The sequence below is a fragment of the Rhizobium ruizarguesonis genome (assembly GCF_017357285.1).
Lineage (GTDB): Bacteria > Pseudomonadota > Alphaproteobacteria > Rhizobiales > Rhizobiaceae > Rhizobium > Rhizobium ruizarguesonis.
The window spans coordinates 3,060,291-3,085,847 of the sequence record NZ_CP071678.1 but is presented as its reverse complement, the minus strand read 5'-3'; the positions used below and the strand labels follow the sequence as shown (position 1 = coordinate 3,085,847).

The 25,557-nt window shown below is 61.3% G+C and carries 31 protein-coding genes and 1 pseudogene; 13 read left to right on the top strand and 19 right to left on the bottom strand.

The window, feature by feature from the left end; genetic code table 11:
* Positions 1 to 10 precede the first annotated feature (10 nt).
* Complete coding sequence (ubiA, locus tag J3P73_RS15315; protein WP_018074427.1) at positions 11 to 925, bottom strand: 4-hydroxybenzoate octaprenyltransferase; 915 nt, start codon at positions 923 to 925, stop codon at positions 11 to 13.
* A gap of 215 nt (positions 926 to 1,140) precedes the next feature.
* Between ubiA and J3P73_RS15310 the strand changes: the two genes are divergently transcribed.
* On the top strand, positions 1,141 to 1,524 hold the full coding sequence (locus J3P73_RS15310) for a VOC family protein (protein ID WP_130661822.1): 384 nt from the start codon (positions 1,141 to 1,143) through the stop codon (positions 1,522 to 1,524).
* Here the strand turns inward: J3P73_RS15310 and J3P73_RS15305 are convergent.
* The gene (locus tag J3P73_RS15305; protein WP_018074429.1) at positions 1,512 to 2,396 is read right to left on the bottom strand and encodes a class I SAM-dependent methyltransferase; all 885 of its coding nucleotides are present in this window, start codon (positions 2,394 to 2,396) and stop codon (positions 1,512 to 1,514) included. The two genes, J3P73_RS15310 and J3P73_RS15305, sit on opposite strands and share 13 nt — an antisense overlap.
* A gap of 327 nt (positions 2,397 to 2,723) precedes the next feature.
* On the opposite strand from J3P73_RS15305, the gene J3P73_RS15300 reads away from it, so the two are divergent.
* Entirely contained in the window at positions 2,724 to 3,314 is a 591-nt protein-coding gene (locus tag J3P73_RS15300) for a TetR/AcrR family transcriptional regulator (RefSeq protein ID WP_018074430.1), read from the top strand.
* A gap of 95 nt (positions 3,315 to 3,409) precedes the next feature.
* Here J3P73_RS15300 and J3P73_RS15295 read toward each other — a convergent pair whose 3' ends face one another.
* The gene (locus tag J3P73_RS15295; RefSeq protein ID WP_018074431.1) at positions 3,410 to 3,583 is read right to left on the bottom strand and encodes a hypothetical protein; all 174 of its coding nucleotides are present in this window, start codon (positions 3,581 to 3,583) and stop codon (positions 3,410 to 3,412) included.
* A 354-nt stretch (positions 3,584 to 3,937) separates the two neighbouring features.
* Positions 3,938 to 5,149, bottom strand: coding sequence for an argininosuccinate synthase (locus J3P73_RS15290; protein ID WP_130692106.1), 1,212 nt, complete (start codon positions 5,147 to 5,149; stop codon positions 3,938 to 3,940).
* A gap of 124 nt (positions 5,150 to 5,273) precedes the next feature.
* Between J3P73_RS15290 and J3P73_RS15285 the strand changes: the two genes are divergently transcribed.
* Complete coding sequence (locus J3P73_RS15285) at positions 5,274 to 5,741, top strand: Lrp/AsnC family transcriptional regulator (protein ID WP_003540841.1); 468 nt, start codon at positions 5,274 to 5,276, stop codon at positions 5,739 to 5,741.
* Positions 5,742 to 5,758: 17 nt separating this feature from the next.
* Here the strand turns inward: J3P73_RS15285 and J3P73_RS15280 are convergent, their stop codons facing one another.
* A complete protein-coding gene (locus J3P73_RS15280) occupies positions 5,759 to 6,130 on the bottom strand; it encodes a hypothetical protein (protein WP_018074433.1) in 372 nt (123 codons plus the stop codon).
* Positions 6,131 to 6,253: 123 nt separating this feature from the next.
* Between J3P73_RS15280 and J3P73_RS15275 the strand changes: the two genes are divergently transcribed.
* Entirely contained in the window at positions 6,254 to 6,688 is a 435-nt protein-coding gene (locus J3P73_RS15275; RefSeq protein ID WP_018074434.1) for a MarR family winged helix-turn-helix transcriptional regulator, read from the top strand.
* A gap of 87 nt (positions 6,689 to 6,775) precedes the next feature.
* Here the strand turns inward: J3P73_RS15275 and J3P73_RS15270 are convergent, their stop codons facing one another.
* Entirely contained in the window at positions 6,776 to 7,657 is an 882-nt protein-coding gene (locus J3P73_RS15270) for a hypothetical protein (RefSeq protein WP_207579656.1), read from the bottom strand.
* Between the two features lie 63 nt (positions 7,658 to 7,720).
* Between J3P73_RS15270 and J3P73_RS15265 the strand changes: the two genes are divergently transcribed.
* Positions 7,721 to 8,596, top strand: a complete 876-nt coding sequence (locus J3P73_RS15265) for a bifunctional helix-turn-helix transcriptional regulator/GNAT family N-acetyltransferase (protein WP_075226069.1) — start codon at positions 7,721 to 7,723, stop codon at positions 8,594 to 8,596.
* A gap of 236 nt (positions 8,597 to 8,832) precedes the next feature.
* Here the strand turns inward: J3P73_RS15265 and J3P73_RS15260 are convergent, their stop codons facing one another.
* Positions 8,833 to 9,864, bottom strand: coding sequence for an aldo/keto reductase (locus J3P73_RS15260; RefSeq protein ID WP_130692102.1), 1,032 nt, complete (start codon positions 9,862 to 9,864; stop codon positions 8,833 to 8,835).
* A 137-nt stretch (positions 9,865 to 10,001) separates the two neighbouring features.
* Between J3P73_RS15260 and J3P73_RS15255 the strand changes: the two genes are divergently transcribed.
* Positions 10,002 to 10,619 (top strand): TetR/AcrR family transcriptional regulator, encoded by a 618-nt coding sequence (locus J3P73_RS15255; protein WP_130692100.1) that lies wholly within the window; start codon positions 10,002 to 10,004, stop codon positions 10,617 to 10,619.
* Between the two features lie 69 nt (positions 10,620 to 10,688).
* On the opposite strand, the gene J3P73_RS15250 is transcribed toward J3P73_RS15255, so the two are convergent.
* Positions 10,689 to 11,342, bottom strand: a complete 654-nt coding sequence (locus J3P73_RS15250) for an O-methyltransferase (protein ID WP_130692098.1) — start codon at positions 11,340 to 11,342, stop codon at positions 10,689 to 10,691.
* A gap of 88 nt (positions 11,343 to 11,430) precedes the next feature.
* On the opposite strand from J3P73_RS15250, the gene J3P73_RS15245 reads away from it, so the two are divergent.
* Complete coding sequence (locus J3P73_RS15245; RefSeq protein WP_130692096.1) at positions 11,431 to 12,075, top strand: TetR/AcrR family transcriptional regulator; 645 nt, start codon at positions 11,431 to 11,433, stop codon at positions 12,073 to 12,075.
* Between the two features lie 156 nt (positions 12,076 to 12,231).
* On the opposite strand, the gene J3P73_RS15240 is transcribed toward J3P73_RS15245, so the two are convergent.
* Both J3P73_RS15240 and J3P73_RS15235 read right to left on the bottom strand, forming a co-directional pair.
* Positions 12,232 to 12,435: a hypothetical protein gene (locus J3P73_RS15240; protein WP_128400519.1), complete on the bottom strand. Its 204-nt coding sequence runs from the start codon at positions 12,433 to 12,435 to the stop codon at positions 12,232 to 12,234.
* A 286-nt stretch (positions 12,436 to 12,721) separates the two neighbouring features.
* Positions 12,722 to 13,359, bottom strand: a pseudogene (locus tag J3P73_RS15235) (dihydrofolate reductase family protein).
* A gap of 88 nt (positions 13,360 to 13,447) precedes the next feature.
* On the opposite strand from J3P73_RS15235, the gene J3P73_RS15230 reads away from it, so the two are divergent.
* A complete protein-coding gene (locus J3P73_RS15230) occupies positions 13,448 to 13,969 on the top strand; it encodes a winged helix-turn-helix transcriptional regulator (RefSeq protein ID WP_130692092.1) in 522 nt (173 codons plus the stop codon).
* Positions 13,970 to 13,994: 25 nt separating this feature from the next.
* Here J3P73_RS15230 and J3P73_RS15225 read toward each other — a convergent pair whose 3' ends face one another.
* From J3P73_RS15225 to J3P73_RS15215, 3 genes are read right to left on the bottom strand one after another with little or no spacing between them, the layout of a single operon-like run.
* Positions 13,995 to 14,798: an ABC transporter permease gene (locus tag J3P73_RS15225; protein WP_130675313.1), complete on the bottom strand. Its 804-nt coding sequence runs from the start codon at positions 14,796 to 14,798 to the stop codon at positions 13,995 to 13,997.
* A 2-nt stretch (positions 14,799 to 14,800) separates the two neighbouring features.
* Positions 14,801 to 15,601, bottom strand: a complete 801-nt coding sequence (locus J3P73_RS15220; protein WP_130661808.1) for an ABC transporter permease — start codon at positions 15,599 to 15,601, stop codon at positions 14,801 to 14,803.
* Positions 15,598 to 16,617 carry an ABC transporter ATP-binding protein gene (locus J3P73_RS15215; protein ID WP_130675312.1) on the bottom strand — a complete coding sequence of 340 codons (1,020 nt, stop codon included), beginning with the start codon at positions 16,615 to 16,617 and terminating at the stop codon, positions 15,598 to 15,600. The genes J3P73_RS15220 and J3P73_RS15215 overlap by 4 nt, the downstream gene beginning before the upstream one ends.
* Positions 16,618 to 16,774: 157 nt before the next feature.
* Here J3P73_RS15215 and J3P73_RS15210 point away from each other — a divergent pair, with 157 nt between their 5' ends.
* Entirely contained in the window at positions 16,775 to 17,317 is a 543-nt protein-coding gene (locus J3P73_RS15210; protein WP_130692090.1) for an NADPH-dependent FMN reductase, read from the top strand.
* A 15-nt stretch (positions 17,318 to 17,332) separates the two neighbouring features.
* Here the strand turns inward: J3P73_RS15210 and J3P73_RS15205 are convergent, their stop codons facing one another.
* Positions 17,333 to 17,479 carry a hypothetical protein gene (locus J3P73_RS15205; RefSeq protein ID WP_165418121.1) on the bottom strand — a complete coding sequence of 49 codons (147 nt, stop codon included), beginning with the start codon at positions 17,477 to 17,479 and terminating at the stop codon, positions 17,333 to 17,335.
* Positions 17,480 to 17,619: 140 nt separating this feature from the next.
* Here J3P73_RS15205 and J3P73_RS15200 point away from each other — a divergent pair, with 140 nt between their 5' ends.
* From J3P73_RS15200 to J3P73_RS15190, 3 genes are all read left to right on the top strand, one after another.
* Positions 17,620 to 18,291, top strand: a complete 672-nt coding sequence (locus J3P73_RS15200; protein ID WP_075226063.1) for a response regulator transcription factor — start codon at positions 17,620 to 17,622, stop codon at positions 18,289 to 18,291.
* Positions 18,288 to 19,637 carry a sensor histidine kinase gene (locus tag J3P73_RS15195; RefSeq protein ID WP_130692088.1) on the top strand — a complete coding sequence of 450 codons (1,350 nt, stop codon included), beginning with the start codon at positions 18,288 to 18,290 and terminating at the stop codon, positions 19,635 to 19,637. Before J3P73_RS15200 ends, J3P73_RS15195 begins: the two co-directional genes overlap by 4 nt.
* 181 nt (positions 19,638 to 19,818) lie before the next feature.
* A complete protein-coding gene (locus J3P73_RS15190) occupies positions 19,819 to 20,718 on the top strand; it encodes a DUF3313 domain-containing protein (protein WP_130692086.1) in 900 nt (299 codons plus the stop codon).
* Positions 20,719 to 20,849: 131 nt separating this feature from the next.
* On the opposite strand, the gene J3P73_RS15185 is transcribed toward J3P73_RS15190, so the two are convergent.
* From J3P73_RS15185 to J3P73_RS15165, 5 genes are all read right to left on the bottom strand, one after another.
* Positions 20,850 to 21,440 carry a GNAT family N-acetyltransferase gene (locus J3P73_RS15185; RefSeq protein WP_130692084.1) on the bottom strand — a complete coding sequence of 197 codons (591 nt, stop codon included), beginning with the start codon at positions 21,438 to 21,440 and terminating at the stop codon, positions 20,850 to 20,852.
* Positions 21,441 to 21,588: 148 nt separating this feature from the next.
* On the bottom strand, positions 21,589 to 22,065 hold the full coding sequence (locus J3P73_RS15180; RefSeq protein ID WP_130692082.1) for a BA14K family protein: 477 nt from the start codon (positions 22,063 to 22,065) through the stop codon (positions 21,589 to 21,591).
* 307 nt (positions 22,066 to 22,372) lie between these two features.
* Positions 22,373 to 22,582, bottom strand: coding sequence for a hypothetical protein (locus tag J3P73_RS15175; RefSeq protein ID WP_130692080.1), 210 nt, complete (start codon positions 22,580 to 22,582; stop codon positions 22,373 to 22,375).
* A gap of 196 nt (positions 22,583 to 22,778) precedes the next feature.
* Positions 22,779 to 23,060: a hypothetical protein gene (locus tag J3P73_RS15170; RefSeq protein ID WP_130672754.1), complete on the bottom strand. Its 282-nt coding sequence runs from the start codon at positions 23,058 to 23,060 to the stop codon at positions 22,779 to 22,781.
* Between the two features lie 43 nt (positions 23,061 to 23,103).
* Entirely contained in the window at positions 23,104 to 23,940 is an 837-nt protein-coding gene (locus J3P73_RS15165; RefSeq protein ID WP_018074457.1) for an alpha/beta fold hydrolase, read from the bottom strand.
* A gap of 628 nt (positions 23,941 to 24,568) precedes the next feature.
* Between J3P73_RS15165 and J3P73_RS15160 the strand changes: the two genes are divergently transcribed.
* Positions 24,569 to 25,525 (top strand): S1C family serine protease, encoded by a 957-nt coding sequence (locus J3P73_RS15160; RefSeq protein WP_130692078.1) that lies wholly within the window; start codon positions 24,569 to 24,571, stop codon positions 25,523 to 25,525.
* Positions 25,526 to 25,557: the final 32 nt, after the last annotated feature.

The following is a 25,557-nucleotide window of genomic DNA, read 5'->3' as shown; positions in this document are numbered from 1 at the left end:
ATCAAGCCGCTTACCATGTTCCAGCGAATGCCGTGCAGGCGAGCAGCACCCCCGTCAGGATATTCGCCGGGAACAGGCGATAATTTATGTCCGGGCGGGCAAGATCGATCCGCCGGGTCTGCCAGGCAAGATGGACGGCGATCACCAGTATTCCGATCGCATAAGGCGGCGACATTTCCAATAGCCAGCCCCCGAGTGACCACGCGCCGACCGCCAGAGCATAGAACAGGCCGATCAAGGTCTTGCCCTGCCGGCCGAACAGAATTGCCGTCGATTTCAGGCCAAGACGGGTGTCGTCCTTCAGATCGACATAGGCATAGATCGTATCATAGCCGATCTGCCAGGTGATGGCCCCGGCCCACATCAGCACGGCGCCAACCGGGATATGTCCTGCAGCCTCGGCCCATGCCATCAGCATCCCCCAGTTGAACGCCGCGCCCAGGACGGCCTGGGGCCAGTGGGTGAAACGCTTGCAGAGCGGATAAACGAAGACAAGCGGCAGGACACATATCGCGATAAGGCGTGTGTAGGGCGTCAGGAAAAACAGAAGCGAAGCCGCCAGTGCGAGTTCAACGGTCAGGAAGATAAAGGCCTGTAGCGCGACGATCTCTCCACTTGCCAGAGGTCGAAAGCGAGTCCGCTCGACATGGCCGTCAAACTTCCGATCGGCGATGTCGTTGACCGTGGAGCCGGCACTTCTCATAAGAAGAGCGCCGAGAGAGAAGATCGCCAATTGCCTGAGATCCGGGAGACCGTGCGATGCCTGGATAAGGGCGGCCCAGCACGGGAACAGCGTCAGCCATATTCCGACCGGGCGATCCAGCCGCGCCAACCGCGTGTATGGCCGCCATGCGGCCGGCAACCGGCGATCCACCCAGTCGCCACGGTGGATGTCGCTGAGATCAGGGCGGCTCAGAGTCGTCATGATGTGATCCAAATTTCCTGTCGCAAATGGCCATGAAGCCTCAGGTTTTTGTCGCCATCGGCGCTGCCCAGAATAGGAATTTTTGCAGACACGGCAATAACCGTCCGTTGCGATTGGTCGCTGACCTTCTGCGGAAAATGCGGCCAACTGTTCTTGTTGTGTTCGCATGTTTGCGATATGAATTCTTCCGATCTTGGAGATCGAAAGGGAGGATCATGAGCGTCTACGCAACCGTCGGTGCAGTCGATTCCGTCAAATCGAATGGTTTTTATGATGCGACCCTGGCAACGATCGGATGGAGCAAACATCGGGAATTTCCCGGATGGAGCGCTTATTCCGAAGGTGGGAAGGGTGAAGGTTTCGTTCTATGGGTTTGCGAACCGTTCAACGGCGAACTGGCGAGCGCCGGAAATGGCTCGATGGTCGCTTTCATGGCCAAGTCCCGCGCCGAGGTGGATGCTTTTTACGATGCTGCCATGACCAACGGCGGAACGGACGAAGGCGCACCTGGTTTACGTCCGCACTACGGGCCGAACTGGTATTCCGCTTACGTGCGTGACCCCGCCGGAAACAAGATTGCTGTCGTCTACGATAGCTGAGGCCAGCTCGATTGCCGCAACTCGACGTCTCGGGGATTTCCCTGTTTCCCGGCGAGTATCACGTGGGGACCGGCGCCGCGGTCCGCCGCATCCCGGGGAAGGCCGAAGAAGCGTCTTGCCATTTCGGTCGGGCCGATATCCTCCAGAGATGTGAAGCCCAGGCTCAGCAATCGCTCCGCAATTTCCTTCGGATCGAAGTGCGTCAGCCATGGCTCGCCGGCCGCGGCCGTGCGCGCGCCCATTTCCGCGGCGCGGGCACGGCGTTCGGGCGAATAGTTTTCGAGGGGTTCACTGTAGTCGAAGACGATGGATGCGCTCGGCAGGCCGGCGACGAAGCGCAACAGCGTAAAGACCGACGCCTCCGTGAGATATGGCACGACGCCAAGCCAGATGAAGAAGGACGGTGCCTCGGGCTCGAAGCCGGAATCGACGAGACGCGTTTTCAAATCCTCATGTTCGAAATCGACAGGAACGAATGTCGGCAGGCTTTGTGTCAGTCCGGTCTCGCTGAGCCGCATCTGCTTCCAGCTCTGCGTCGCAGGATGATCGACTTCGAAGACCTTCAGGCCGGCATGGGGATTGCGCAGTGCAAAGGTGTCGAGCCCGGCGCCGAGGATGACGGCTTGCCTGACGCCCCTTGCGACGGAGAGGTCAAGGCATTCTTCGGCATATCGGCTTCGCGCCGCCATGAACAGGCGAAAGGATCGCGTGGCGGGGTCCTGGGCTTTCAGATCGGCCTCGGCGCAGGCCGCCTCGCCGAGGATGCGGCGGGCATAGGGGTCTAAGAAGATGGCGCCGCCATCCGCGCTCTGATGTGCTGCTCGATAGGCTGCCGCGCCCATCGCGGTGCGGCTTGGTTCGGATGCACGCATGAAGGCCTCTTTCTCTGTAAACGTTGGTCTGTAAACCTTGTCAGTGCCGGGAACGCGGCGCTCAAGAGAGCCTCACCTTGAGGTGACCGCAGTGCCTCGAAGAGCGAGGCGGCGTCGGATGCATTCAAGGAGCCGTGTTGAGCGTGTCCTTCGAGGCTTCGCCTTGCGGGCTGCACACCTCAGGATGGGGTGGGTTGGAGGATGCCGCGCCCTCAAAAAAACAGGCGTTGGGGATACAGCCCCCAATCGCGATCTCTTCTCATCATGCCCTTGTCATTGGAGGCAGACTAGAGCATGATTTTAACACTGTAAAGATTAGATCGAGACATGGCCACGCACGACGGATCGCCCCGCTATCATCACGGCAATTTGCGCCCCACACTGCTGTCTATGGCGCGGGCGCTGCTTGAGGAGGGGGGGCCGGCGGCGCTGAGCATGCGGGAGATCGGCCGCCGCGCCGGCGTCTCGGCTCCGGCGGCATACCATTATTTCAACAGCCTGGACGCCATCGCGGCGGCACTTGCCGAACAAGGGTTTGCCGAGTTGAGCGAAGGCATCGATGCGGCGCTAGCCGGTCCTCGGCGTCATCTGCTCGCCGGCGGCATCGCCTATGTCGCCTTTGCCCGTGCGAATCCCGGTCTCTATCGGCTGATGTTCGGGGAGGGATTTCAGGCCTATTCCAAGGGAAACGAGGCGATACGCGGCTTGCGGATAGGGGTCTACCGGCAGATGAAGGACGACCTGGAAAAGCGGCTGACGCCCGGAGACGTGCCGAACGCCGCGCTCTTTCTCTGGTCGCTGACGCATGGCCTTGCCTTGCTGATGATCGACGGCCAGGTCGAACCCGGCGCCGATCCGGACGCAAAGCTCGAGGATATCCTGAAGCTCGCCGGCATGGGGCTGCCTGCCGCGAGATAAGCTGTCAACGCGCTCGGCTTAACGGATCTCCGCGTGGGCGATCCAGCCGAGATTGCTCGATCCTATTGTCGACGGCGATGCGGCGACATTAATCCCTACCAGGCGGTACGGGCGGTGCCGAGCGCGGTCGTATGAGAGGATGAGACCTGGGCGATGTGCGCCTTCAGCGACACGACGCAGTTTCCCGGAACGCTGAGATTGTGCGACGTCAGGTGTTTCAGCAATGTCTCGGCGTCGCGCTTTTCGGTTAGCGGAAATGTCACAGTCATGCGAGTTCTCCAACGAATAAACTGAGCATCCGCACAAATTAATGTCTAAATTCTTTTGCGCTGCAACAAGAAAATTTTAACGATAAAATTAAAATCGATTAGCTTTGGGAGTGGCTATTTTAAAATCGTTTGAAATTGGCTTCGGGGCGTCTCCGTGGAAGCCTTGACTGCTTCGGCCAGCCGCCAGGGAAGATGCCGTCAATGTGGGCCTTGACCTAGCCGCCCATCTGACCCTCTCAGCTTATTGAGATCCGAATCGGCTCGTTTCGTACGGTTCCCGTCGGTCGAAGTGCCGGGGGAGGCGTTTGGAGCGTCGTGAGCGTTAAGTGCGCTGGCTGACGTAAGATGGGGCGGTCATCTGCCGTTGCGGGCCGCCCAGCTCCTGAGCCGTAATCCGTTGAGCCTGATGAAACCTTCCGCGTCGTGATGATCGAAGGCGATGGCGCTTTCTTCGAAGGTGACGAGGTCGGCGGAGTAGAGTGAGCAGGGAGAGGCGCGGGAGATGACTGAGGCACTTCCCTTATAGAGCCTGAGCGTCACTTCGCCGCTGACGAAAGCTTGGCTGTGGTCGATCAGGGCTTGCAGCATTTCCCGCTCGGGAGCGAACCAGAAACCGTTGTAGATCAGCTCGGCGTAGCGGGGCATGATTTCATCCTTCAGATGGGCGGCGGCGCGATCGAGCGTGATCGATTCAATGCCGCGATGCGCCGCGAGCAGGATCGTGCCTCCCGGCGTTTCGTATATTCCCCTCGACTTCATGCCGATGAAGCGGTTTTCAACCAGATCGAGCCGCCCGACGCTATGCCGGCCGCCCAGTTCATTGAACTCGGTCAGCAATGCGGCCGGCGTCATGGCCTTGCCGTTCACCGAAACTGGATCGCCCCTCTCGAAGCCGATGGTGATGATCTCGGGGGCATCGGGCGCGTCGAGCGGATCGACCGTGCGCTGATAGACATGATCGGGCGCGACCTCCGCCGGATTTTCGAGACTCTTGCCTTCGGTCGAGGTGTGCAGCAGGTTGGCGTCGATCGAGAACGGTGCCTCGCCGCGCTTGTCGCTCGGCACTGGGATATTATGCTTCTCGGCATATTCCAGAAGCTGCATGCGGGAGCGGATGTTCCATTGGCGCCAGGGCGCGATGACCTTAATCGACGGGTCGAGCGCATTGACGGCCAGCTCGAACCGGATCTGATCATTGCCCTTGCCGGTCGCGCCGTGGGCAACGGCATCCGCGCCGACCTCCCGGGCTATGCCGACCAGATGCTTGGCAATCAGCGGCCGTGCGATGGAACTGCCCAGCAGATATTGCCCCTCATAGAGCGCGTTCGCCCGCAACATCGGAAAGACGAAGTCGCTGACGAACTCCTCGCGCAGATCGACGATGCGGATGTCCTTGACCCCCGCCATCTCCGCCTTGGCTCGCGCCGGCTCGAGCTCCTCGCCCTGGCCGAGATCGGCGGTGAACGTCACCACCTCGCATCCGTAGGTTTCCTGCAACCATTTGAGGATGATCGAGGTATCCAGCCCACCCGAATAAGAAAGCACAATTTTCTCTATCTTCGTCATTTACCCATCTCCATCTCGATGCTGGAACGATAGGCTAAGCTCTGCGCAATGAGCTTGCGAAGCATCCGTAAAATTGCGAAAGTTTGGCATATCATGCCATTCCAGCATGAGTTGGAGCTATGAAATGCCAGTCATCCTGGATCCGATCGACCGCCATATCCTGCGCGTACTTCAGCGTGACGGGCGTATTTCGAATGTCGATCTGGCAAGGGAGGTAGGGCTGTCGCCTTCGCCGTGCCTGCGTCGCGTCCGGTTGCTGGAAGAGGCCGGGATCATCGATCGCTACGTCGCCGTGCTGGACCCTGCAAAGGTCGGGGCGGGGCTGACGGTTTTTGCCCGTGTCTGGTTCAAGACCCAGGATGCCGAGGTCACGCTCCGCTTCGCCGAAGCCGTCAGGCGGTTTCCCGAAGTGATGGAATGCTACCTGACGACAGGGGAATGCGACGCCGTGCTTCGGATCGTCACCGCCGATCTGCATAGCTATTGGCGATTTCAGGCCGATCACCTGACGCGCATTCCGAGCGTCCTCAGCGTCAAAACCGACGTGCCGATGGAAACGCTGAAGCGAAGCTTCGAACTGCCGTTGAGATAGGCGTCGTAGCTCGATCCCTATCTGAGAGAAGAGGCGCCGCTCCGGCTCCTTGCCAACCAGACCAGGCCTGTGACCAGGAGCAGGATCATCACGGCATGGGTGATGTAATCGAGAGTGGTTTGCGGGCCGACGCCGACGGCGATGGTGAAGGCGCCGACGAGGGTGCCGAGGAGGGCGAAGGACTGGGCCAGGATCGCAGTCATTCGGCTCCACGATCGGTCAAGGCCGAGCGAGATCAGGCCGAGAAGGAGTACGGCTGATATCACCGCTTCGGCAATCATCGCCTGCCGGTGTTCGTGGTCTTCGAGGATGAGCCCGGCATGGGTGAGTGAGGCAATGGCATAAAGACAGGTTTCGATCAGGAAGAGGATCGCGACGGCTGAACGCATGGCGTGGCTCCTTGGCAAGGTGGACGCCCACTGGACTTTCCGGGGGAAATCGCCAATAAGGTTTGATTGATACGATAATTTGAGTAATAAAATTATTTTTCAAGCATGTTGCGAGGATATTTGATGTCTTCCGCCTCCGACCGTCACGCCAGAGCCGCCGCCTCGGCGTGGCGGATGATGTTCGATCTCTTGATGAAATCGGCGCCGCAGCGGCTGGAAAACCTTCAGGTGAGGGGGCTGACGCCAAACGATTCCAGGGCTCTGTTCACCTTGCACGACGAGGGGGAACCGATCAGCGCGCTTGCCCGCCAGTGGGGGTGCGACGCCTCGACCGCGACATGGCTGGTCGACCGGCTGGAGCGTGCGGGTCTTGCCGAACGCGTGACGCCGGAACACGACCGCCGCGTCAAGCTGGTGCGACTGACTAGGAAGGGTGCGGCCACCAAGGACGAGCTGTTGACGGAGCATTATCGCCCGCCGGCGGAACTCCGACACCTTTCGGCCGAAGAGCTCGAAGAACTGGCAAGGCTGCTTGCCAAGACCGAAGGAGAGGGGTGACGGGGTTCGGGACCGATTGCCGTTTACCGCGCCCCCTGGACGATCGGGCCGGGCGATGCGGCCTGGCCATTCCTCAGAGGCGGGCCATTAGTCGACCTGGATATGAATATGGTCGTCGTGGCGGGCAGCGCGGCAGCCTTGAAAGCGGATATGGCTGTCGGTGATGCCGAGCGCGTTTTTCAGATGCGGCTCGATGAAAATCTTCTGCAGGCCGAACTTCGCAACGCCTTCGCTCGTCAGCCAGCCGATCGCCGCCGATGTGCGCTGCTCCTCGATCCGATAGGTCGGAAACAGAGACTGCAGCGCATCGAAGTTCCAGCGGGTGGTGAGCCAGTCGTTGCGCCCTTCGCATGGCAGTTCGTCGCCGGGGGCGGGTTGCTCGAAGGCGAAATAGCCGATCGGGGAGCGGGTGGCGCCATTCAGGAAGGCGCCGTCCACATCCTTGTAATAATAGGCGAAGTCTAGCTTTTTCCCATCGGCATGCGACAGATGCGGCAGCAGCGGAAAGGCGTTCATGAAGGGGAAATTCGCATCCAGCGCGACGGTGACGGTTCCGGGGAATTCTCTGTCCATGTGGGCGGCAAGCGCCTTTGCCAGATCGCGCAGTTCAGGTGTGACGTAGTTGCGGTTCAGCAGGCAATAGATCGGGGAGCGGACCACGAGCCGGTCCGTCGCGCCGGCGACGCAGGAGAGGGGAACTCGCCCGAAGATCGGCGCGGCGAAGCTCGCCGCAAAAGTGGCGCCGGCATAACAAAGCAGGAAGATCGCAAGCTTTGTCAGAAACCGCCGCAAGCCCCAGGCGTGGGAGGCGGCCAGCGCCACGAGATAGGCGATGCCGCCGATCTGCGTCAGCAGCGTCAGGATGAGAATGATCAGGGCGTGAAGGGCAAAACGGAACACGGGAAGGCCTTGCGGACGTTGCCATCCCTTAGGCGAGGCGATGTGATGGCGGGGAAGTGCGCGGCTCATTTATGCCCTTCCTTTGAGTGCTTTGAATTGACAGGATCAATTATCTGACTAAAGTCAGACAATATGACCTACGATCCTGTCTCTCGTGTCCGTCGCTTCAACCGTGCCGTCACCTCCGAAGTCGGCGCTCTCGATACGTCTTTCCTCGGACGCGGCCGTCCGCTGGGTGCTGCCCGCGTCCTCAATTCGATCGGCCGGGGGCAATCGGATGTTGCGGTGATCCGCGATTATCTCGGTCTCGACTCCGGCTTGATGAGCCGCCTGCTGCGCAGTCTGGAAGAGGAGGGTCTCATCGAGACGGTGCCGAACCCTCAGGACGCGCGTCGCCGCGTTGCCAGGCTGACCGAAACCGGCCGTTCCGAGTTTCAGGCTTATGAAGCGCTTTCCAATGCGCAGGCGAAATCCTTTCTGACGCGCCATCGTCGCCCGGACGAACTGCTGCGCGCCATGGATATCGTCGCTTCCTCGCTAAGACGTGAGCAGATCGTGCTCGAGGAGAAAGACCCTCGGCACGAGGACGCCAGCTATTGTCTGAACGAATACTACGGCGAACTTGCACGCCGCTTCGAGAAGGGTTTCGATGTATCGCTTTCTCGCGATCCCGACGCCAAGGATATGATCCGTCCGCACGGTGCGTTCCTGGTGGCCATGTCGGATGGCCTGCCGATCGGCTGTGTCGGGCTGAAGGGCAATGGCGGCGAGGTTGCAGAGATCAAAAGGCTCTGGGTCGCCCCGTCCGCGCGTGGCCTTGGGCTCGCAACGCGCCTTATGACGGCCGCCGAGAACATCGCCCCCGAGCTATCCATCAAGCTCCTGCGTCTGGATACGAATAGCGCGCTGCCCGAGGCAACACAGCTTTATCGCGGAACCGGCTGGAGTGAGATCGACCGTTTCAATGACGACCCATACCCGGACACGTTCTTTGAAAAACGCCTTTAAGCGAAGGTCGCTTTGTGTTGCCCGTGGTTTGGGGCCCTCGGCAATTTGAAACGGAACACCAGTCAAGGTGATAGCGGATGTTCCCCATTCTCCTCTCCTTCCTGTAGCAAGCACAGGAAGGAGGGAGGAAGGCGCCGCTGCCCGGCTCTTTGCAAGGCTCAGGGCGTTCGGCCCTGCGATCGATTCACTGGATCGATCGCTCCCGCTTCGCAGGGCCGGGCCTCACCCCCTGAGGATCAGGCGACGAAGCGCTCGGCGGGTGGGCGGCGGCGCAGGTTCGGCTGTATCACCGCAGGCGGGTTATAGGCCGCCTCCAGCGGGCCGGTGTCGGTGCCGGGCGGGACGATCGCGTCGATCCGGTCGAGGATTTCGTCCGTCAAGCTCACCCCGGCGCCGGCAAGCAGATCGTCGAAGTGCTCCATCGTGCGCGGGCCGATGATCGCCGAGGTGACGGCTGGATGGGCGATGGCGAAGGCCATCGCCATGTGGGCCAGCGAAAGCCCTGCCTGCTGGGCGAGCGGGATGAGCCGTTCGACCGCGTCCAGCCGGCGCTCGTCGTTCATCTGCCTGGGGAAGCGTTTGGCGCGGGCGCTGTCGGGCTGCGGCGCGCCCCTGCGGTATTTGCCGGTGAGCATACCCATCGCCAGCGGGCTCCACACCATCGCGCCCATTCCGTAACGCTCGCAGGCGGGTAGAACCTCGCGTTCGATACTGCGGTTGAGGATCGAATAGGGCGGCTGCTCGGCGCGGAAACGTGCCAGCCCACGGCGCTCGGAAACCCACTGCGCCTCGATAATTTCCGAGACGGGGAAGGTCGACGATCCCACGGCGCGCACCTTGCCCGCCCGTATCAGGTCGGTGAGGGCCGATAGCGTCTCCTCGATGTCGGTATCGGGTGCCGGCCGGTGGATCAGGTAGAGATCGATATGGTCGGTCTGCAGGCGGCGGAGCGAATCCTCGACCGCCCGCGTCAACCAGCGGCGCGAATTGCCCTGCCGGTTTGGGTCGTCGCCCATCGGCAGATGTGCCTTGGTGGCAAGCACGACGTCGTCGCGCCGGCCCTTGAGCGCCTTGCCGACGATCTCCTCGGATTCGCCGCGGCTGTAGATATCGGCGGTGTCGATGAAGTTGATGCCGGCATCGAGAGCCTTGTGGATGATCCGGATCGAATCCTCGTGGTCGGGATTGCCGGCAGCGCCAAGCATCATCGCGCCGAGGCAATAGGGGCTGACCTTGATTCCGGTTCTTCCAAACGTGCGGTATTGCATGGTCTGTTCCTTTTATTGGGGAGGCGGACTTCGTGCGCATTGATGTGGCCAACACCATCGCGCTGTGTTAACTTGCATAAACGGAACCGTATTCCGTTTGTATACGGAACAATGTTCCGTTTTGCAAGTGATGAGCGATGAGCGACGAGAGAAAAGAGCAGGAGGACGGCCTGAAGCCCGGGGAAAGGGCGGACAGGCGCGTGCGCGCCGACGCCAAGCGCAATCTCGACGGGCTGCTTCAGGCAGCATTGACGGTGTTTGCGACCTCCGGTGTCGATGCCCCGGTGCGTGAGATTGCGGAGAAGGCCGGAGTCGGCATCGGCACCGTCTACCGGCATTTTCCCGAGCGTTCCGACCTCGTCGTCGCCGTCTTCCGCCGCGAAATCGACGCCTGCGCCGACGCTGCGCCGATCCTTGCCGCCGAACATGCGCCGGGCGAAGCGCTGACCAGATGGATGCAGCGTTTCGTGGATTTCATCGCGGCCAAGCGCGGGCTTGCGGCGGCCCTGCACTCCGGCAACCCAGCCTTCGATGCCTTGCCCGCCTACTTCCAGCAGCGGCTTCAGCCGGCCCTTCGCTCGCTTCTCGACGCCGCCGCTGCCGCCGGCGAGGTCCGGACCGATATCGCCGCCGAGGATCTTTTGAATGCGGCCGCAAGCCTCAGCATGCACGCCTACGCCCAAGGGTCCGAACATGCCCGGCGCATGGTGTCCCTGCTGGTCGACGGGCTGCGCTACGGCGCTGTACGGCGGTGACGCTCCGACAATGAAACGCGCCGTTGCCCGGCCGGCACGCGCGCCCGGCCAGGCAACGGCCTGGCGTCATCAGGTCCGCATCGACAGCTCGATATCCTCTTCGAATGGTGTCGAGAGGTAGCCGGCGGCGGGCGAGCGTACGCGAGCGAGGTATTCCGGGCAGAGGTCGGCATTGTCGGCGATGATGAGGGCGCCAGGCCTCAGGCGGTCTTCGACCAGTTCCAGGATATCGCGATAGAGCGCCTTGGCGCCATCGAGGAACAGCAGGTCGATCGTTTCCGGGAGATCCGTGCTCAGGGTCTCAAGGGCATCGCCTTCGCGGATCTCGACGAGGTCGATGAGGCCACCGGCCGTCAGGTTGGCGCGGGCGCGGACCAGCTTCGACGGCTCGAACTCGCTGGTGATCAGCCGGCCGCCGCCATTGTCGCGCAGCGCCGCTGCGAGATGGAGGGTCGAGATGCCGAAGGACGTACCGAATTCGACGATCGTTCGTGCGCGGCTGCTTCGCGCCAGCATGTAGAGCAGGGCGCCGGCCTCCTTGGAGACGGGAAGCCAAAGATCCCTAAGGCGCCCGTAAAGGTCGAGATATTCGGTCTTGCTGCCGATCAGGCGCATTCGCTCATCACCTGATAGGCCTGACATTGCCGGGCTCGTCGCCGCGGCCGCCTGTTGGAATAGGCCGTCGAGCAGGGGTGCCAGCGGGGCGGTGGTCAGTGTCGTCATGTCATATCTCCTTGGTGACAGCTTCTTGTGTGGGACGAAAAATACGAGTAATTCGTCGCATCTGCTATTCGCATTGCGGAGCGCTGCCATGACCGATCGTCCAAGGGCCCGGATTTCCTCACGAAAACAGCCCAAGCAGGCCCGATCGAGCGAGCTCGTGGCGGCGATCCTGGATGCCGCTGCTCAGGTTTTGGCGCGGGAAGGCGCCCAGCGCTTCACGACGGCACGGGTGGCCGAAAGGGCGGGCGTCAGCATCGGATCGCTCTACCAATATTTCCCCAACAAGGCAGCGATCCTCTTCCGGCTGCAGAGTGACGAATGGCGGCAGACGACGGACATGCTCGGCGGGATCCTCGCCGATGCGCAAAGGCCGCCGCTCGAACGGCTGCGCCGCCTCGTCCATGCCTTTCTCCGCTCGGAGTGCGAGGAGGCGGCGATGCGCGTGGCGCTCCATGACGCCGCGCCCCTTTATCGCGATGCACCGGAGGCGCAGGCGGCGAGGGCAGCGGGAGACCACATCGTCGAACTGTTCATGCAGGAAGTGCTGCCTTGCGCGCCGGAGGTGACCCGGGCGCTCGCCGGCGAGCTGATCACCACGACGCTCGGCACGGTGGGCAAGCAGTTCTCGGAGGCTCCTCGGAACCTTGCCGAGATCGACGTCTATGCCGACACCACGGCCGATATGTTTTGCGCCTACCTCGAACGGCTTGGGGCTGGCCGGGACGGGGCATGACGTTTCCCGCCGGAAAGACCGCCTCGTCCTTCGAGCCTTCAGGATGAGGCTCTCTCAGGCGCGGATGCTCCTCGGCGGTGACGCAACGGGGCGGCAAGGGAAAGCGCGACATCCTCAACATCGGTCATTGGAGGACGCCTCGGCTTCGATCGGATTCTAGCGGTCGTCCAACTGCTTCGACAGCTCGGAAAACAGTCTGTCGCGGCCGGTGTTCAACTGAACGAGATCGACGGCGACGGTGATGGCGTGGCGTCCTTCGATGCTGTCGATGTCGAGCTTCCTCTCGCAGCACCATTGCCGAACGGCATCGGTGACGATGGTTATGTCATCATCATTGAGCGAGATGAGCGACAGGAGCACCTTTGTACCCTCCATGAAACGGCAAGAGCACCTATAGTCTCGCAAGCGGTCGTGTCGATGATCCGATGAGCGATGGCGTTTACTCTACGCTCATTCAGCAGCAATACCACGGCCATTTTGACACGGCTTGGTGACAGCCGAACGATCCCGACAGGCGCTCGTCAGAGCGGTATCTGCCAGGATTGCTTGATATTCTCCATCGGGATTTCCGTCTTGATGTTGCGGACGCCTTCGATGCGGCCGAGGTGTTCCATCTGGAAGCGCCTAGAATACCGACCGGGCTCGTTTATTTCGCCAGCACGATATGCGTGGCGAGTTCGGTTGCGACATGCTCGGCGACGCGGAAGCCGAGGGCGGGGAGGTCGATGCCCGTGAACATCGCTTCGCCCTTGCCGAGTACGACCGGCGAGATGGCGAAATGCAATTCGTCGATCAGGCCAGCCTTCAGATATTGGCGGACGGTGCTGACGCCGCCACCGATTTTCACGTCCTTGTCGCCGGCCGCAGCCACCGCCTTGTCAAGCGCTTCCTCGATGCCGCCGGTGACGAAGTGAAACGTCGTGCCGCCCTCCATGACGATCGGTTCGCGGGGATAATGCGTCAGGATATAGGTCGGCGATAGGGCGGGTTTGGCCCCCACCAGCCTTTCCATACGTCATCCGGCCACTCGCCGCGGATGGGGCCGAACATGTTGCGCCCGAGAATGAAGGCGCCGAAATTGGCCATGCCGCGAGCCGCATAATCCTCATCAACGCCTTCAGAACCGCCATCCTTTCCGATCATCGCGCGGAAGGTGCGGGTGCGGAAAAACCATTCGAACATCTCCGTTCCCCGCTTGCCCAGCGGATCGGTCATGCTTTGCTCCGGCCCGGCGCCGAAACCATCTACGGAAAGGGAAAATGCTGCGACACGCACCTTGGGCATGCTCTCCTCCATCTGATTGCGTATTGAAACTAGTTGCGTTGTCGCATAAGTGATCCTATATTGCAACCAGTTTTAAGGAGAGAATATCGTGGATATTGAACTGCGGTCGGGCTGCCCGATCAACCTGACGATGGAAGTGCTGGGCGATCGGTGGAGCCTCATCATCATCAGGGACATCATGTTCGGCAACCGCCGCCATTTCCGCGATCTTCTGACCCATTCGGAGGAGGGGATTGCCTCCAACATCCTGGCCGCCAGGCTGAAGCGCCTGCTCTCGCTCGGATTCATCAGCAAGCGGGACGACCCGAGCCACAGCCAGAAAGCGATCTACAGCCTGGCGGAGCCGGCGATCCAGCTCGTGCCCGTCTTTGCCATGATCGGCGCCTGGGGGCGGCGCCATTTGCCTGCGAGCGAGGAGCTGAGCATCCGCGCGCAGCTTCTCGAAGAAGGCGGGCAGCCGCTTTGGGACGAATTCATGGAGGATCTCCGGCAGATCCACATCGCCGATCCGATCGGCGGCGCCAACGGCACATGCACCTCGCCTGTACTGGCGAAGCTGACGGCGGCGTTCCTAGAGGTTCGCGCGAGATCGTTGTCGCAGGCATCCTGATTACGAGGGAGGTCGGTCGGCTCGATCAGCCTCCGGCACCCTGGTATTTGCCGGTGGCATACCGCCAGTGAGCGATTGATATCAACACCCAGATCGGGCCGGCCACGAGAGCCACAGGCCCGGCCCAGTCCCCGAGGATCGGGATGGGTTTGCCGAGCAGGGCGCCGACGGGGACCGAACTGGTGAGGGCCAACGGGACCGCGGTGATGAGGATGGTCTGGATGCCGCCCGGAAAAATATTGAGCGGGTAGCGCGTCAATTCCCAAAAGCCGAAGAAGATCGAGAACAGATGGTTGGACCGCACCCAAATCAATGCCGTGGCGCCGATCATGGTGATGAGCGCACCCGTCAGCAGCGTCGCGCTGATAAGCGCAGCAATGAAGAATGACGCGGACCAGATCGACCAGGTGAAGTCGATGGACAGAACGGCCCAAGCCATCAGCGCCACTGCGAGGATGACGTGGCCGGCATAGCCGATATTAAGGCCGGAAAAGACCAGATAGGCCCAAGGGCTGAAAGGTTTGACCAACAGCGTGTCGTAAGTTCCGAGCCGCACCAGTTCTTCGAGCTCGCGCAACTGCACGAAGCTCATCGCGGCGCCGAGCGAATAAGCCAGCAGTTGGAAGCTGAACAGCAGCGCAAGCTCCGGCCAGGTCCAGCCGCCGAGCGTGTCGAAGCGGGCAAGCAGGATTCCGATGGTGGCGAAGACGCTGCCATAGGAAAGGATCTGCGCAAGACGGTCGAGCCAGAAAGCGCCGCGATATTCCATCTTGGAGCGGACATGCATCCGGACCAGCAGCGGAAGGACGCGCAGGTGATGCATGAGCATGATCAACCTCCCTGCACGGTGATGCGGCCGGAGGCGCAGCGCCACAGCCAAAGGACGCCGGCAAGGAACAACGCGGCCCAGCCGAGACCAAGGCCGAGATGGAGCCAGACATCGGCAGTGGAAAGCCTGCCGAGATAGACGGCATTGGGATAATAGACCACCCAGGCGAAGGGCAGGTGGCGGGCAATCGTGGCGAGAGGTTCGGGGAAGAACCAGAAGGGCACCAGCAGGCCCGAGAACAATTGCAGCAGAGCGCCCAGGATCCAGTCAAGCGAGAAGCTCGTCATCAGCCAGAAGGCGATGAGGCCGAAGAGCGCCGACATCAGGAAGAGCAGCGTAAAGGACAGCGCCCAGAAGGCGACGAACATCAAGCCATCGAACAGGCTCGCCGGCGGCAGCATGCCGTAAAACAATGCGGTGAAGGTCACCGTCGGAATGACCTGGGTCATCAGGCGATAACCGAAGCTGCCGCATTCGTTGGCGAAGAGATAGAGCGGATAGGACAAGGGCTTGAGCAGCCAAACCGCGATATCGCCTGTCTTGAGCGACCGGCCTATCTCGCCGATGATCCTTTCAGGGCGGGTCGCTCCCATCACCGCGCCGCCGAGCAGCGCATAGGTCACCATCTGCTGCAGGGAGACGCCGTCGACGACGATGCCACCGATGCCGGCATAGGCCGCCTGCCAGATGGCGACACGCGCGAAAACCTGCACGAGTTTGCCGAAGATATTGGCCCATACTTCGTTGCGGTAGGCGAGCTGCGAATGGAAGGAACTGCGCGCGAAGGCGAAATAGGCGCTCATGATGCCCGGGCCTTGGCATTGCTACGCTGGTCGGCGTTGCGGCGCTGGTAGAAGGTGCGGATGACCTCTTCGATGTCGGGCTCGTGCAGTGCCACGTCCTTGAGGTCGCGCCCGCTGCCGACCTCCGACAGGATCGCGACCAGCGAGATGTCTTCACGCTCGATGAGATAATTCTTACGCAAGCCCTCGTCGCTGACGAGAGCCGCGGTGCGCAATGGCAGCGGTCCGGGGTCACTGGCAAATTCGAGTGTCAGCCGCCGGGCCGAGCCCAATGCCGCGCGCAGGCTCTTCAACTCGCCGTCGAAGATGAGCCTGCTATGATCGACCATGATCAGTCGCGGGCAGATGGTCTCGATGTCCTGCAGGTCATGGGTGGTGAGAATGATGGTGACGCCGCGCTCGCGGTTGATCTCGGCGAGAAAGCGCCGAACCGCATCCTTGGCGACCACATCAAGACCTATGGTCGGTTCGTCCAGAAAGAGGATCTTGGGGTCGTGCAGCAGTGACATCACGATCTCGGCGCGCATGCGCTGACCGAGGCTGAGTTGGCGCACTGCGCGGTCGAGAAAGGGCGTCAAGTCGAGCAGTTCGCTGAAGCGCCGGAGATTATCCGCATAACGGGCGACGGGGATGTCGTAGATGCGCTGGTGAAGGGTGAAACTGTCAACCAGCGGCAGGTCCCACCACAACTGGCTGCGCTGGCCGAAAACGACGCCGATCTCGCGGGCATTGTCCATCCGCTTCAGATGCGGCGTCCGGCCGAGCACTGAGAGTGTGCCGGCACTCGGCACCAGAATGCCGGTCATCATCTTGATCATCGTGGATTTGCCGGCGCCGTTGGGGCCGAGATAGCCCACGGCTTCGCCCGCCGCGATATCGAAACCGATGTCGGAAACGGCCAGAACTTCCGTGTATTCGTTGGTCACCAGCGTCTTCAAAGCGCCCAGCAGGCCTGGAAATCGCTTGTGCTGCCGGAAGCGTTTGCTGACACCCCGTGCCTCGATCAAAGCCGTCATGTGTATTTCCTCGAGGGTAATTCCAGCCGATTCGGCAGCAGCATCCAGGCTAACGCGGGGCTTGGCCAGTTCAAGCAAAAGTCGCTTTTTTGGCGTTACTCAATCGAACCTAACCTTTTGCGTTGACAGCCATGATCAATCGATTCCTGGTAGGATCATGAGGATTCTCGCAATATCCGGCAGCGCCCGGCTCAATTCCACCAACACGGCTATGCTGCGGGCGATCCGTGCCATAGCGCCCAGCGATATCGAACTTTCGATCTTCGACGGCGTCGGACGGTTGCCGGTATTCTCGCCTGACCTCGAGGGAGAATGGCTACCGGAGGTCGTGCGGGATTTCATCGATGTGATCGCTCAGAGCGACGGGGTGATCTTTACCAGCCCGGAATATGTGCGATCCATTCCCGGAGGCCTCAAGAATGCGATCGACTGGCTCGTATCGGGAGATGAGATCGTCCATAAGCCGATCGCCCTGCTGCATGCATCGCATCGAGGCGATGACATGCTGGCGGGCCTTCGCACTGTTCTTGCGACCATCACCGACCGCTTCGCGGGCGATATTTTCCTCAGGCTTCCTCTCATGAAACTGGAGCCGGCCGAGGTGTTCAAGGCCGTGGAGGCAGCGGAGAACCATTCCAGGGTGCAGGCCTATCTTCAGGCATTCTCGGCCTATTGCATGGCAGACAGCAAGACCGCCTGAGGTCCGCTCGCTGCATCATCGAACCTCCATCAGTAGGCCGTTCTCGAATGCCGTCTTTTCGTGAAGCGTGTGCAGAATGACGAGCGGGGCTGCGAGCAGCGCGGCAAGGATGAAGGCGGAGAGGAAGTGTCTCGTCAGGAGACGAAGGATATGTCGGATCATCTTGATCTCCAGCTGCCGCGAATATTCTTTGTGCTGGACCCCAACAATTGCGGCAGCATGACCGGCTGCCTTGCAAGCTCCGCAATGCTGCCGCAACCCTTGTGGCAGACAGAAGGGGTGAGCGAGACAATGGACGGGCGATGCGGATACTGCTGATAGAGGATGAGAGGGAGCTGGCCGAGGCGCTGTCGGCCGCACTCGGCAAACATGGGATCGTCACCGACCACACGATGCACTTGGCCGATGCCGTCGAACTGACGCGGCAGAACCTCTACGATGCGATCCTGCTCGACCGGCGCCTGCCGGACGGAGAGGGGCTGAGCTTCATTCCGGAGCTCAGGCGGACGGGCAAGGATACGCCGATCATCGTGCTGACGGCGCTGAATGAGCCGAGGCAGCGGGTGGAAGGGCTCGATCTCGGCGCCGACGACTATCTCGGTAAGCCGTTCTTGGTCGAGGAGCTGATGGCGCGGCTCAGGGCCGTGCTGCGGCGATCGCCTGAAGTGGCCGAACTCAAGATCACGGCCGGGCGGATGGTGATCGACCCGCTGCATCTCAGCGTCACCGTCGATGGCGTGCCGCTCGATCTGCCGCGGCGCGAACTGCTGGTGCTTGCAGCCCTTGCCAGACGCAAGGAGAAGACCGTGCTGCGCTCGACGCTGGAGGCGGCGGTTTATAATTACGAAGAGGAAATCCAGTCGAATGCGCTCGACGCGCATATCTCGCGGCTGCGCAAGCGGCTGATCGATGCCGGCGCGGGTGTTGCAATCCACAATATCCGCGGCGTCGGCTATCTCATGAAGGAAGAATGATGGCCAAGGCGGAATACGCCAATCCGTCGCTTTGGTGGCGGCTCAGCTGGCAGCTCAGCATTGTCTTCGTCGCCGTGGTGGCGGCGGTGATCTTCGGCCTCTGCGTTTATGGCGCCACGATCCTCTCTCCTAATGTCGCGCTGGAGGATCATATTACCGCGGTACTGGCCCGGTCCGTCGCGCTCGATGCGCAGGGGCAGCTTGAAATACGCGATACGCCAGAGCTGGTGTCGCTCAAGGAGCAGTATGACGGGCTTTGGTATGTCGCCGCCATGACGAACGGTTCTTCGGTGTCTTATGGCGCCATCCCTGCAGCATATGGCGAACTTGCGCATCTCACGCATCTGTTCGAGGGCGCGGACATCAGGGGATCGGCCGGCACGGACGAGATCGCTTCCGTTGAAAACGTGGAAACTGCCATAGGCGAGCTCCGAGTTCTGTTTGGCGGCGTCGCTGACAAGGGTTGGCCCGTCCTTGTCCTGATGGGCGCCGTCTATCCGATCTATGTCTCGCTGCTCACCGTTGCCTTGCCGGCGGTTTTCCTTGCCGTCCCGCGAATTGTCAGGCGCGCACTGGCCCGTGTCAGCGACGTCGCCCGCAAGGCATCGGAGATCGAACCGCGCCGCTACGATGCACGTCTGCCTCTGGACGGCATCCCCAAGGAGGTCGCCCCGCTGGTGATTGCCTTCAACGGCGCTCTCGACCGGCTCGAAAACGAATTCCGCAAACGACAGCACTTTCTGATCGATGCCGCGCATGAACTCAGGACGCCGATCGCGATCATGCAGACGCGGATAGACGGAACACCCGAGGGCCAGGACCGAAGGCGGTTGCTCGATGACGTCGCACGCCTCGCCGAAACTGCCGAACAACTGCTCGATTTCGAGCGCAACAACCAGGCGATCGATCTGCACGAAACGATCGATCTCGTCGAAGTCGCCCGAACGGTCGTTGCCGATCTCGCACCGCTGGCGATTGCCGACGGCTATCAGATTTCGTTTCAGAGCGAGCTCAAGAGCCTGAAACGCAAGGGCAGCCCATCGGCGCTGCCGCGGGCGGTGAGCAACCTCGTGCGCAACGCCATCGACCACGGCGGCAACGCCGGCATGATCACGGTTTCGGTGTCGGCTTTCGGCGGCGCCCGGATCAGTGTCGTCGACGAAGGGCCAGGCATTCCGGACGAACACCGGGAGCTGGTTTTCGAGCCCTTTTATCGCGTCACCCCGAAGAGCAAGGGCGCCGGTCTCGGCCTCAGCCTCGTCAAGCAGATCGTCGCAAATCATGGCGGCGAGGTCAGCATCGAAAGCGGTGCGACCGGGACGCGGGTGACAATCGAACTCGCATAGGTCAGGCCTGCTTGAGCAGCATCCGCCCCTCCGAAGCGAACTGTAATGTTGCGGCAATTGTCGAGCGCCACTTTCGCCCGACACTAGAGCGCCGCGCGTCCGACAAGACGCGCCAAGGACGTTCTAGCGCTTTAAACCTGCGCATAATCCATTCCGAAAATCGATTACGATTTTCGGGGTTATGCGCTATCGGCGACGGAGGCCAGACAGCGTGCGCAGCAATCCATTCCTATTTTCCTTCCCACGGGCCTCGAGAGGCTTGTCGCTCGCTCTGCCGCTGGCGCTCGCCATGGCCGCGGCCGGTTGCAGCTCGGTGCCGCTGAAGGAGGCCGGCACGCTTTCTTCCTACGATAATCTCGGTGCGCCGAAGGGCAAGCTGTCGAAATCGCGCGTCTATGTCGATGGGACGCGCCTTGGCCCGGCAAAGACGGTCAGCATCGTGCCGACGACCTTCGCCTTCAGCGCCGCGACCCGCGTCAAATCGGACGCCGACCGCGTGATGGTGGCGAACGCTCTGGACCGGGCGCTCTGCATTTCGCTCAGCGACAAATACCAACTGGTCTCTGCCGGCCAGCCGGCGGATCTGACGATCCGCTCCGTCGTCACCGACATTGTGCCGACCAATAAGGCGATGGCTGGTGTTTCGACCGTCGTGACCGTCGGCACCGGTTTCATGCTGCCGGTCGGCGTGCCCCGGCTGCCGGCCGGCCTCGGCGGATTGGCGGTCGAGGCGGAGGCCGTCGACAGCGGTGGCGTGCAGCGGGCGGCGATCGTCTGGTCGCGCGGGGCAAACTCGCTGCAAAACAACCCCCGCGTTTCCGAAGTCGGCGACGCCTATAGCCTGGCTTCGAAATTCAGCAGCGAGTTTTCCAGCATGCTGATCAAAGGCAAGGAGCCGAAAGGACTGGATATCTCGCTGCCGTCAGGGCAGCGGATGAAATCCTGGCTCGGCGGAAAACCGAAATACGCAGCCTGCGACGCTTTCGGCCGGCCGCCCGGACTGATGGGAGCGGTAGCCGCCAAATACGGCGCGCCGCCGCAATGGACCGAGAAGAAGCCGAAACCGGCCGCGACCTATTGAGAGACGATGCGCGGCGGCGGCGGCAGCCGCTACGCGACCAGCACTCAGCCAGCCCCAGGCTGACGGGACGGACGGAGCAAAGGCGGGCAAGGCTTGTGCTCCGTCCGTCTGGAAATCCGTCGCGATTCACGTCAGCCGGCGGTTCCGGGCCGCACCCAGAAATACAGTTTGATCTGATCGGGCCTGTCGGAGGGATGCGGGCCGCGCATGAACAATTCGCCGCCATTGCGTTCGATCACCCGCCGCGAGGCATCATTATCCTCGTTGCAGAGGATGACGAGGCGGTCGAGACCTTCCTTCGCCGCCAGTGCCAACAGCAGTCTCAACGCAGCGGTCGCGTGGCCGTTGCGCTGTTTCCACGGCACGACGGAATACCCGACATGGCCCGAGACTTCCTGCGGCAGCTCTTCGGTGCCAGCTTGAAAACGCAGGCTGATGCTGCCGCAGAATTCGCCGTCCCAGATCCAGAACAGACGGGTGGTCAGAGGTGGCCATCCGGATCCGGCGTGCCGTCTGCCATCAGGAATGAGATCGTCGAGGAACTTCGCCCGGTCCTGGCGCAGCCGCTGAAGCTCACCGCGAACATAGTTTTCGTCGCCCGCGCGGCGCGGATCGGGAGACCAGCCGGCGGCGAGCGCCGCTTCGAAGCCCGACAGGTTTTCCAGATCCGGCGGAAGCAGGACGACGCGGCCGGCAGGCTTTGCTGGATCTCCAGATGTCATGTCGCACCCAGTTTCGTGTCGCTTACCGCCAATCTTGGCCGCGCAGACAAGCACGACCAACCGGCGATTGGCAGCCGTGCAACGGGCTTTCGGCCATCAAAAAAGCCCCGCATCTTCATGCGAGGCTTGCTCCGATGGACGGGCCGGATTACTGGCACTGACGGCGCGGGCCGTAATTCGGCTGGTAGGTATTGTCATAGGCGCGGTATGACCGGTAGCGGCTATAGCAATAGTCGGCGTGCGAGCTATAGGCACTCGTGCGCGGCTGGGAAGCGATGATGCCGCCGAGGAGCGCGCCGGCCGCCAAACCGCCGATGATAGCGCCGGTGTTGTCGTGGTCGTGATACCGGTGGTTATAGCGCCGATCCCAGCCATAGCGGTCGTCGCGGTAGTAGTCCCGGTCGCGATAGTGGTGGCGGTTGCGATACCACCTGCGATTATTGCCGAACTGACCCGGGCAGTTGGTGAAATTATTGCAGCCAACGGTCATGATGCGGGCATCGGCGCTTTGAGGCGCCGGCTGCGCCGATTGCACCGGGCTCGGCACGAAAGCCGGACCCGCCGAGGCCGGCATTCCGGAGAAGGCCGTCGCTATCGACAGGGCAATAATGGCGAATCTTTTCATTTCACTCACCTTAGGTAAACGGATGTATCGAGGGGATAACGCGGGGGAAGGGAATAGGTTTCATTTTGGGATAGAAAGAGGCGGTGTATGTGCGCTTTCGCTAACATAGCAGGGCTGTACACCGCTGCCGGACGGTAGGAACTGATCGGTCCTAAAGCGCTTCAAGAGCGCGATCCTAGCGATCGTATGACGCCGTTTCCATCCGCGCTGACAAGATGTGGCCGATCGAGCACTGTCGTGAAGCCTCAGAATAATACGCCGGATATTTTCGTGGGTTGATCCGGATCTGGCTCGCGCTCTATCAGGCTCACCTTCCGCCGGCCAGCAATCGGAGTTGGCTTTCGTCATGCACACCCTGGCGGTAAAGCTCGATGATGAGGGCGCCCAGACGGTCGGCCTCGTTGCTTGATCTGTCGATCTTTAGCTCACTACAGAGAGCTTCGTGGACACGCCTGCACACATCGAGGTCCTCGGAGGCGAGCGGTTCGTCACGCGTGCTGAACAGCTTGTCTGACATCGCAATCTGCCCTTTTTGGATGCCGTGAATCGCTTTCGTAAAAAAAAGATAATTTCGCGATCTTTGCTCTGCAAGACGGGCGAAGGTCCGAAATTCAAAAACAATTCGGGGCACGCACGGGAAGATGCGGGCGAGGGCGTCCGGGCATGGATATGAGACCGATCCGTGTATCGGCCTGATGGATAGCGTGCACGTGCTACTTGATTGCTGGGTCCTTGGCGCCTTGCTGCGACAGACGCAGTTCTTTCAGCCGCTTGGTTTTTTCCCGGCGGGCCCGCTGCTCCGCCTCGATGGTTTCCTTGGCGGCTCGCTCGGTGTTTTCGAAACGATCCTGCCGGTAAGCCTTTGATGAGGGTTCACGTTCTCTTTTCATGGCCGCTAAACGCAAATCTGCGAAAACGGTTTCATGGGAAAATGCATAACTGGCTGTCAATCGATCGACGTGCTTCGGCGAGCCGGCGTATGGAATGGCAGCCATACCAGCAACCGGGCGCCTCGTCGGCGCCCGGCAACATTGCGGCTCAGCCCTTGATGAAGGCGAGGATGTCGGGGTTGATGATGTCGGCATGGGTGGTGCACATGCCGTGCGGGAATTTCTCGTAGACCTTCAGCGTGGCATTCTGCAGCAGCTTGGCCGAGAGCAGGGCGGAGTCGGCGATCGGCACGATCTGGTCGTCGTCGCCGTGCATGACGAAGGTCGGCACGGTGATGATTTTCAGGTCTTCGGTGAAGTCGGTTTCCGAAAAGGCCTTGATGCCGTCGTAATGCGCCTTGGCGCCGCCGATCATGCCCTGGCGCCACCAATTGTTGATGACCGGTTCCAGGACCTTCGCGCCCGGCCGGTTGAAGCTGTAGAACGGACCGGCCGGCAGGTCGTGATAGAACTGTGCGCGATTGTCGGCGAGCTGCTTGCGCAGGCCATCGAAGACTTCGATCGGCAGGCCACCGGGATTGGCTTCCGTCTTCACCATGATCGGCGGCACGGCGCCGATGATGACGAGTTTGGCGACACGGCCCTGCGGCTGGCCATGGCGGGCGACATAATGGGTCGCTTCGCCGCCGCCGGTGGAGTGGCCGACATGGACGGTGTTCCTGAGATCGAGATGCTCGACGACGGCTGCGGCATCGGCGGCGTAATGGTCCATATCATGACCGTCACCCACCTGGGTGGAGCGGCCGTGGCCGCGCCGATCATGAGCGACGACGCGGTAGCCCTTCTCGAGGAAGAACAGCATCTGGGCGTCCCAGTCGTCGGAGCATAGCGGCCAGCCGTGATGGAACATGATCGGCTGGGCAGTCTTCGGCCCCCAATCCTTGTAGAAGATCTCGACGCCGTCCTTGGTTGTGACTGTGCTCATCTTTTGGCTCCGTTGTTTGGATTGGATTCATGCGGTCAGAAGTTTGCGCCGTTGCCGGCAGAATTGGCAAGGCCACGAGCGCCGTTGCGCCGGAGGCTTGGGGCAAGAGGTCGCGCCTGAGGGATAAGTCGGCTCTGAATATGCTGATGTGCTTATTGAATAGCTCTTTCTATTCTATTGATATGACAGAAGTTTGCATGTCTCCGCGAGATGGGCACACAGCACCCGTCCATCTCGCATGACGGGAAGGGAGATTTGGCGATCCTCGCCTGGCTGCTTCGTGCTGCGAACATTCTTTTGATCCCCGGTATATCGGCCTGTTGGTCACCTCAGGCAGGTTCGTCATGGCGTAGCGAAGGCAGCTGGTTTGAGGGACGAATGTCTGCAATGAGCCAATTTTTTGCCGTTCGTTCAAGATATCTGTCCGGATAGTTCAATATATCTGTCCGGGTAGGTGTGTTGGCGTCCTCTGCGTTGCGCGCATTGCAGACCGCCGCCGGGGTTCACTTGAACGCGGGTTTATGCCCAACCATCTAATCCTCACACAACAGCACAATGGCGAACGGTCGCAATCGCGACCGCTTTGCCGGCGGCGGGACGGCCGTTATTGCCGTCTGAGGATCAAATCATGGGTTATATGGATAAGGACATCGCGCCTCAGAATGACGGGGCGCTGATCGATGCCTATTCGCAATCGATCGCAGCAGCAGTCGACATCGTCGGGCCGGCAGTCAGCCGGATCGAGAGGGTGGGCGGCCGGCAAGGGCACGGGTCGGGCTTCGCCGTCTCGCCTGACGGTCTGATCATCACCAACAATCACGTCGTCGACGACGCCAAGGTCGTTCGCATCACCACACCTGACGGCTTCGTTACCGAGGGCCGGGTGCTCGGCCGCGATGTGGATACCGATATCGCTGTCATTCGCGCCAATACAAGCACCGGCGCCTGGGCGAAGCTCGGAGATTCCCAGCGCCTGCGCAGGGGCCATATCGCAATCGCGATCGGAAACCCGCTCGGCTTCGAATGGACGGTTACCGCCGGTATCGTCTCGGCGCTCGGCCGATCGATGCGGGCGGCAAGCGGCCGGCTGATGGAAGATGTCATCCAGACCGATGCGGCGCTCAATCCCGGCAACTCGGGCGGGCCGTTGGTGTCGTCAGGCGGAGAGGTCATCGGCGTCAACACGGCCGTCATCCAGGGCGCGCAGAGCATCGCCTTTGCCGTGGCGTCGAATACGGCCAATTTCGTGGTTTCGGAAATTCTCCGCTATGGCCAGGTCAGACGTGCCTTCATCGGCATAGCAGGCGATACGATCGTGCTGCCGCGCCGGGTGGCACTCGCCGCTGGCACGGTACAAACGACCTCCGTTCGCATCCGGCGCGTCGAAGCCGATGGGCCGGCGGCGAAGGGAGGGCTGCAGGAAGGCGATTATATCCTCGCCATTGACGGCAGCCCGGTCGGCGGCGTCGACGATATTGTCCGACTGATGGATGGCAGCAGGATCGGCAGGGATACGGAAATCCTGGTGTTTTCGGTGGCGGGCCGGATCGAGAAGAAGATCTTGCTGCCGATGGCCCGCTCGTGACGCCGCGCTTCGGCGCCATGACAAGACATCAC

Excerpts from the sequence above, each read along its gene's own strand:
- ubiA (WP_018074427.1), bottom strand. The coding sequence starts at position 925 with ATGACGACTCTGAGCCGCCCTGATCTCAGCGACATCCACCGTGGCGAC.
- J3P73_RS15310 (WP_130661822.1), top strand. The coding sequence starts at position 1,141 with ATGAGCGTCTACGCAACCGTCGGTGCAGTCGATTCCGTCAAATCGAAT.
- J3P73_RS15305 (WP_018074429.1), bottom strand. The coding sequence starts at position 2,396 with ATGCGTGCATCCGAACCAAGCCGCACCGCGATGGGCGCGGCAGCCTAT.
- J3P73_RS15300 (WP_018074430.1), top strand. The coding sequence starts at position 2,724 with ATGGCCACGCACGACGGATCGCCCCGCTATCATCACGGCAATTTGCGC.
- J3P73_RS15295 (WP_018074431.1), bottom strand. The coding sequence starts at position 3,583 with ATGACTGTGACATTTCCGCTAACCGAAAAGCGCGACGCCGAGACATTG.
- J3P73_RS15290 (WP_130692106.1), bottom strand. The coding sequence starts at position 5,149 with ATGACGAAGATAGAGAAAATTGTGCTTTCTTATTCGGGTGGGCTGGAT.
- J3P73_RS15285 (WP_003540841.1), top strand. The coding sequence starts at position 5,274 with ATGCCAGTCATCCTGGATCCGATCGACCGCCATATCCTGCGCGTACTT.
- J3P73_RS15280 (WP_018074433.1), bottom strand. The coding sequence starts at position 6,130 with ATGCGTTCAGCCGTCGCGATCCTCTTCCTGATCGAAACCTGTCTTTAT.
- J3P73_RS15275 (WP_018074434.1), top strand. The coding sequence starts at position 6,254 with ATGTCTTCCGCCTCCGACCGTCACGCCAGAGCCGCCGCCTCGGCGTGG.
- J3P73_RS15270 (WP_207579656.1), bottom strand. The coding sequence starts at position 7,657 with ATGAGCCGCGCACTTCCCCGCCATCACATCGCCTCGCCTAAGGGATGG.
- J3P73_RS15265 (WP_075226069.1), top strand. The coding sequence starts at position 7,721 with ATGACCTACGATCCTGTCTCTCGTGTCCGTCGCTTCAACCGTGCCGTC.
- J3P73_RS15260 (WP_130692102.1), bottom strand. The coding sequence starts at position 9,864 with ATGCAATACCGCACGTTTGGAAGAACCGGAATCAAGGTCAGCCCCTAT.
- J3P73_RS15255 (WP_130692100.1), top strand. The coding sequence starts at position 10,002 with ATGAGCGACGAGAGAAAAGAGCAGGAGGACGGCCTGAAGCCCGGGGAA.
- J3P73_RS15250 (WP_130692098.1), bottom strand. The coding sequence starts at position 11,342 with ATGACGACACTGACCACCGCCCCGCTGGCACCCCTGCTCGACGGCCTA.
- J3P73_RS15245 (WP_130692096.1), top strand. The coding sequence starts at position 11,431 with ATGACCGATCGTCCAAGGGCCCGGATTTCCTCACGAAAACAGCCCAAG.
- J3P73_RS15225 (WP_130675313.1), bottom strand. The coding sequence starts at position 14,798 with ATGCTCATGCATCACCTGCGCGTCCTTCCGCTGCTGGTCCGGATGCAT.
- J3P73_RS15220 (WP_130661808.1), bottom strand. The coding sequence starts at position 15,601 with ATGAGCGCCTATTTCGCCTTCGCGCGCAGTTCCTTCCATTCGCAGCTC.
- J3P73_RS15215 (WP_130675312.1), bottom strand. The coding sequence starts at position 16,617 with ATGACGGCTTTGATCGAGGCACGGGGTGTCAGCAAACGCTTCCGGCAG.
- J3P73_RS15210 (WP_130692090.1), top strand. The coding sequence starts at position 16,775 with ATGAGGATTCTCGCAATATCCGGCAGCGCCCGGCTCAATTCCACCAAC.
- J3P73_RS15205 (WP_165418121.1), bottom strand. The coding sequence starts at position 17,479 with ATGATCCGACATATCCTTCGTCTCCTGACGAGACACTTCCTCTCCGCC.
- J3P73_RS15200 (WP_075226063.1), top strand. The coding sequence starts at position 17,620 with ATGCGGATACTGCTGATAGAGGATGAGAGGGAGCTGGCCGAGGCGCTG.
- J3P73_RS15195 (WP_130692088.1), top strand. The coding sequence starts at position 18,288 with ATGATGGCCAAGGCGGAATACGCCAATCCGTCGCTTTGGTGGCGGCTC.
- J3P73_RS15190 (WP_130692086.1), top strand. The coding sequence starts at position 19,819 with ATGCGCTATCGGCGACGGAGGCCAGACAGCGTGCGCAGCAATCCATTC.
- J3P73_RS15185 (WP_130692084.1), bottom strand. The coding sequence starts at position 21,440 with ATGACATCTGGAGATCCAGCAAAGCCTGCCGGCCGCGTCGTCCTGCTT.
- J3P73_RS15180 (WP_130692082.1), bottom strand. The coding sequence starts at position 22,065 with ATGAAAAGATTCGCCATTATTGCCCTGTCGATAGCGACGGCCTTCTCC.
- J3P73_RS15175 (WP_130692080.1), bottom strand. The coding sequence starts at position 22,582 with ATGTCAGACAAGCTGTTCAGCACGCGTGACGAACCGCTCGCCTCCGAG.
- J3P73_RS15170 (WP_130672754.1), bottom strand. The coding sequence starts at position 23,060 with ATGGCTGCCATTCCATACGCCGGCTCGCCGAAGCACGTCGATCGATTG.
- J3P73_RS15165 (WP_018074457.1), bottom strand. The coding sequence starts at position 23,940 with ATGAGCACAGTCACAACCAAGGACGGCGTCGAGATCTTCTACAAGGAT.
- J3P73_RS15160 (WP_130692078.1), top strand. The coding sequence starts at position 24,569 with ATGGGTTATATGGATAAGGACATCGCGCCTCAGAATGACGGGGCGCTG.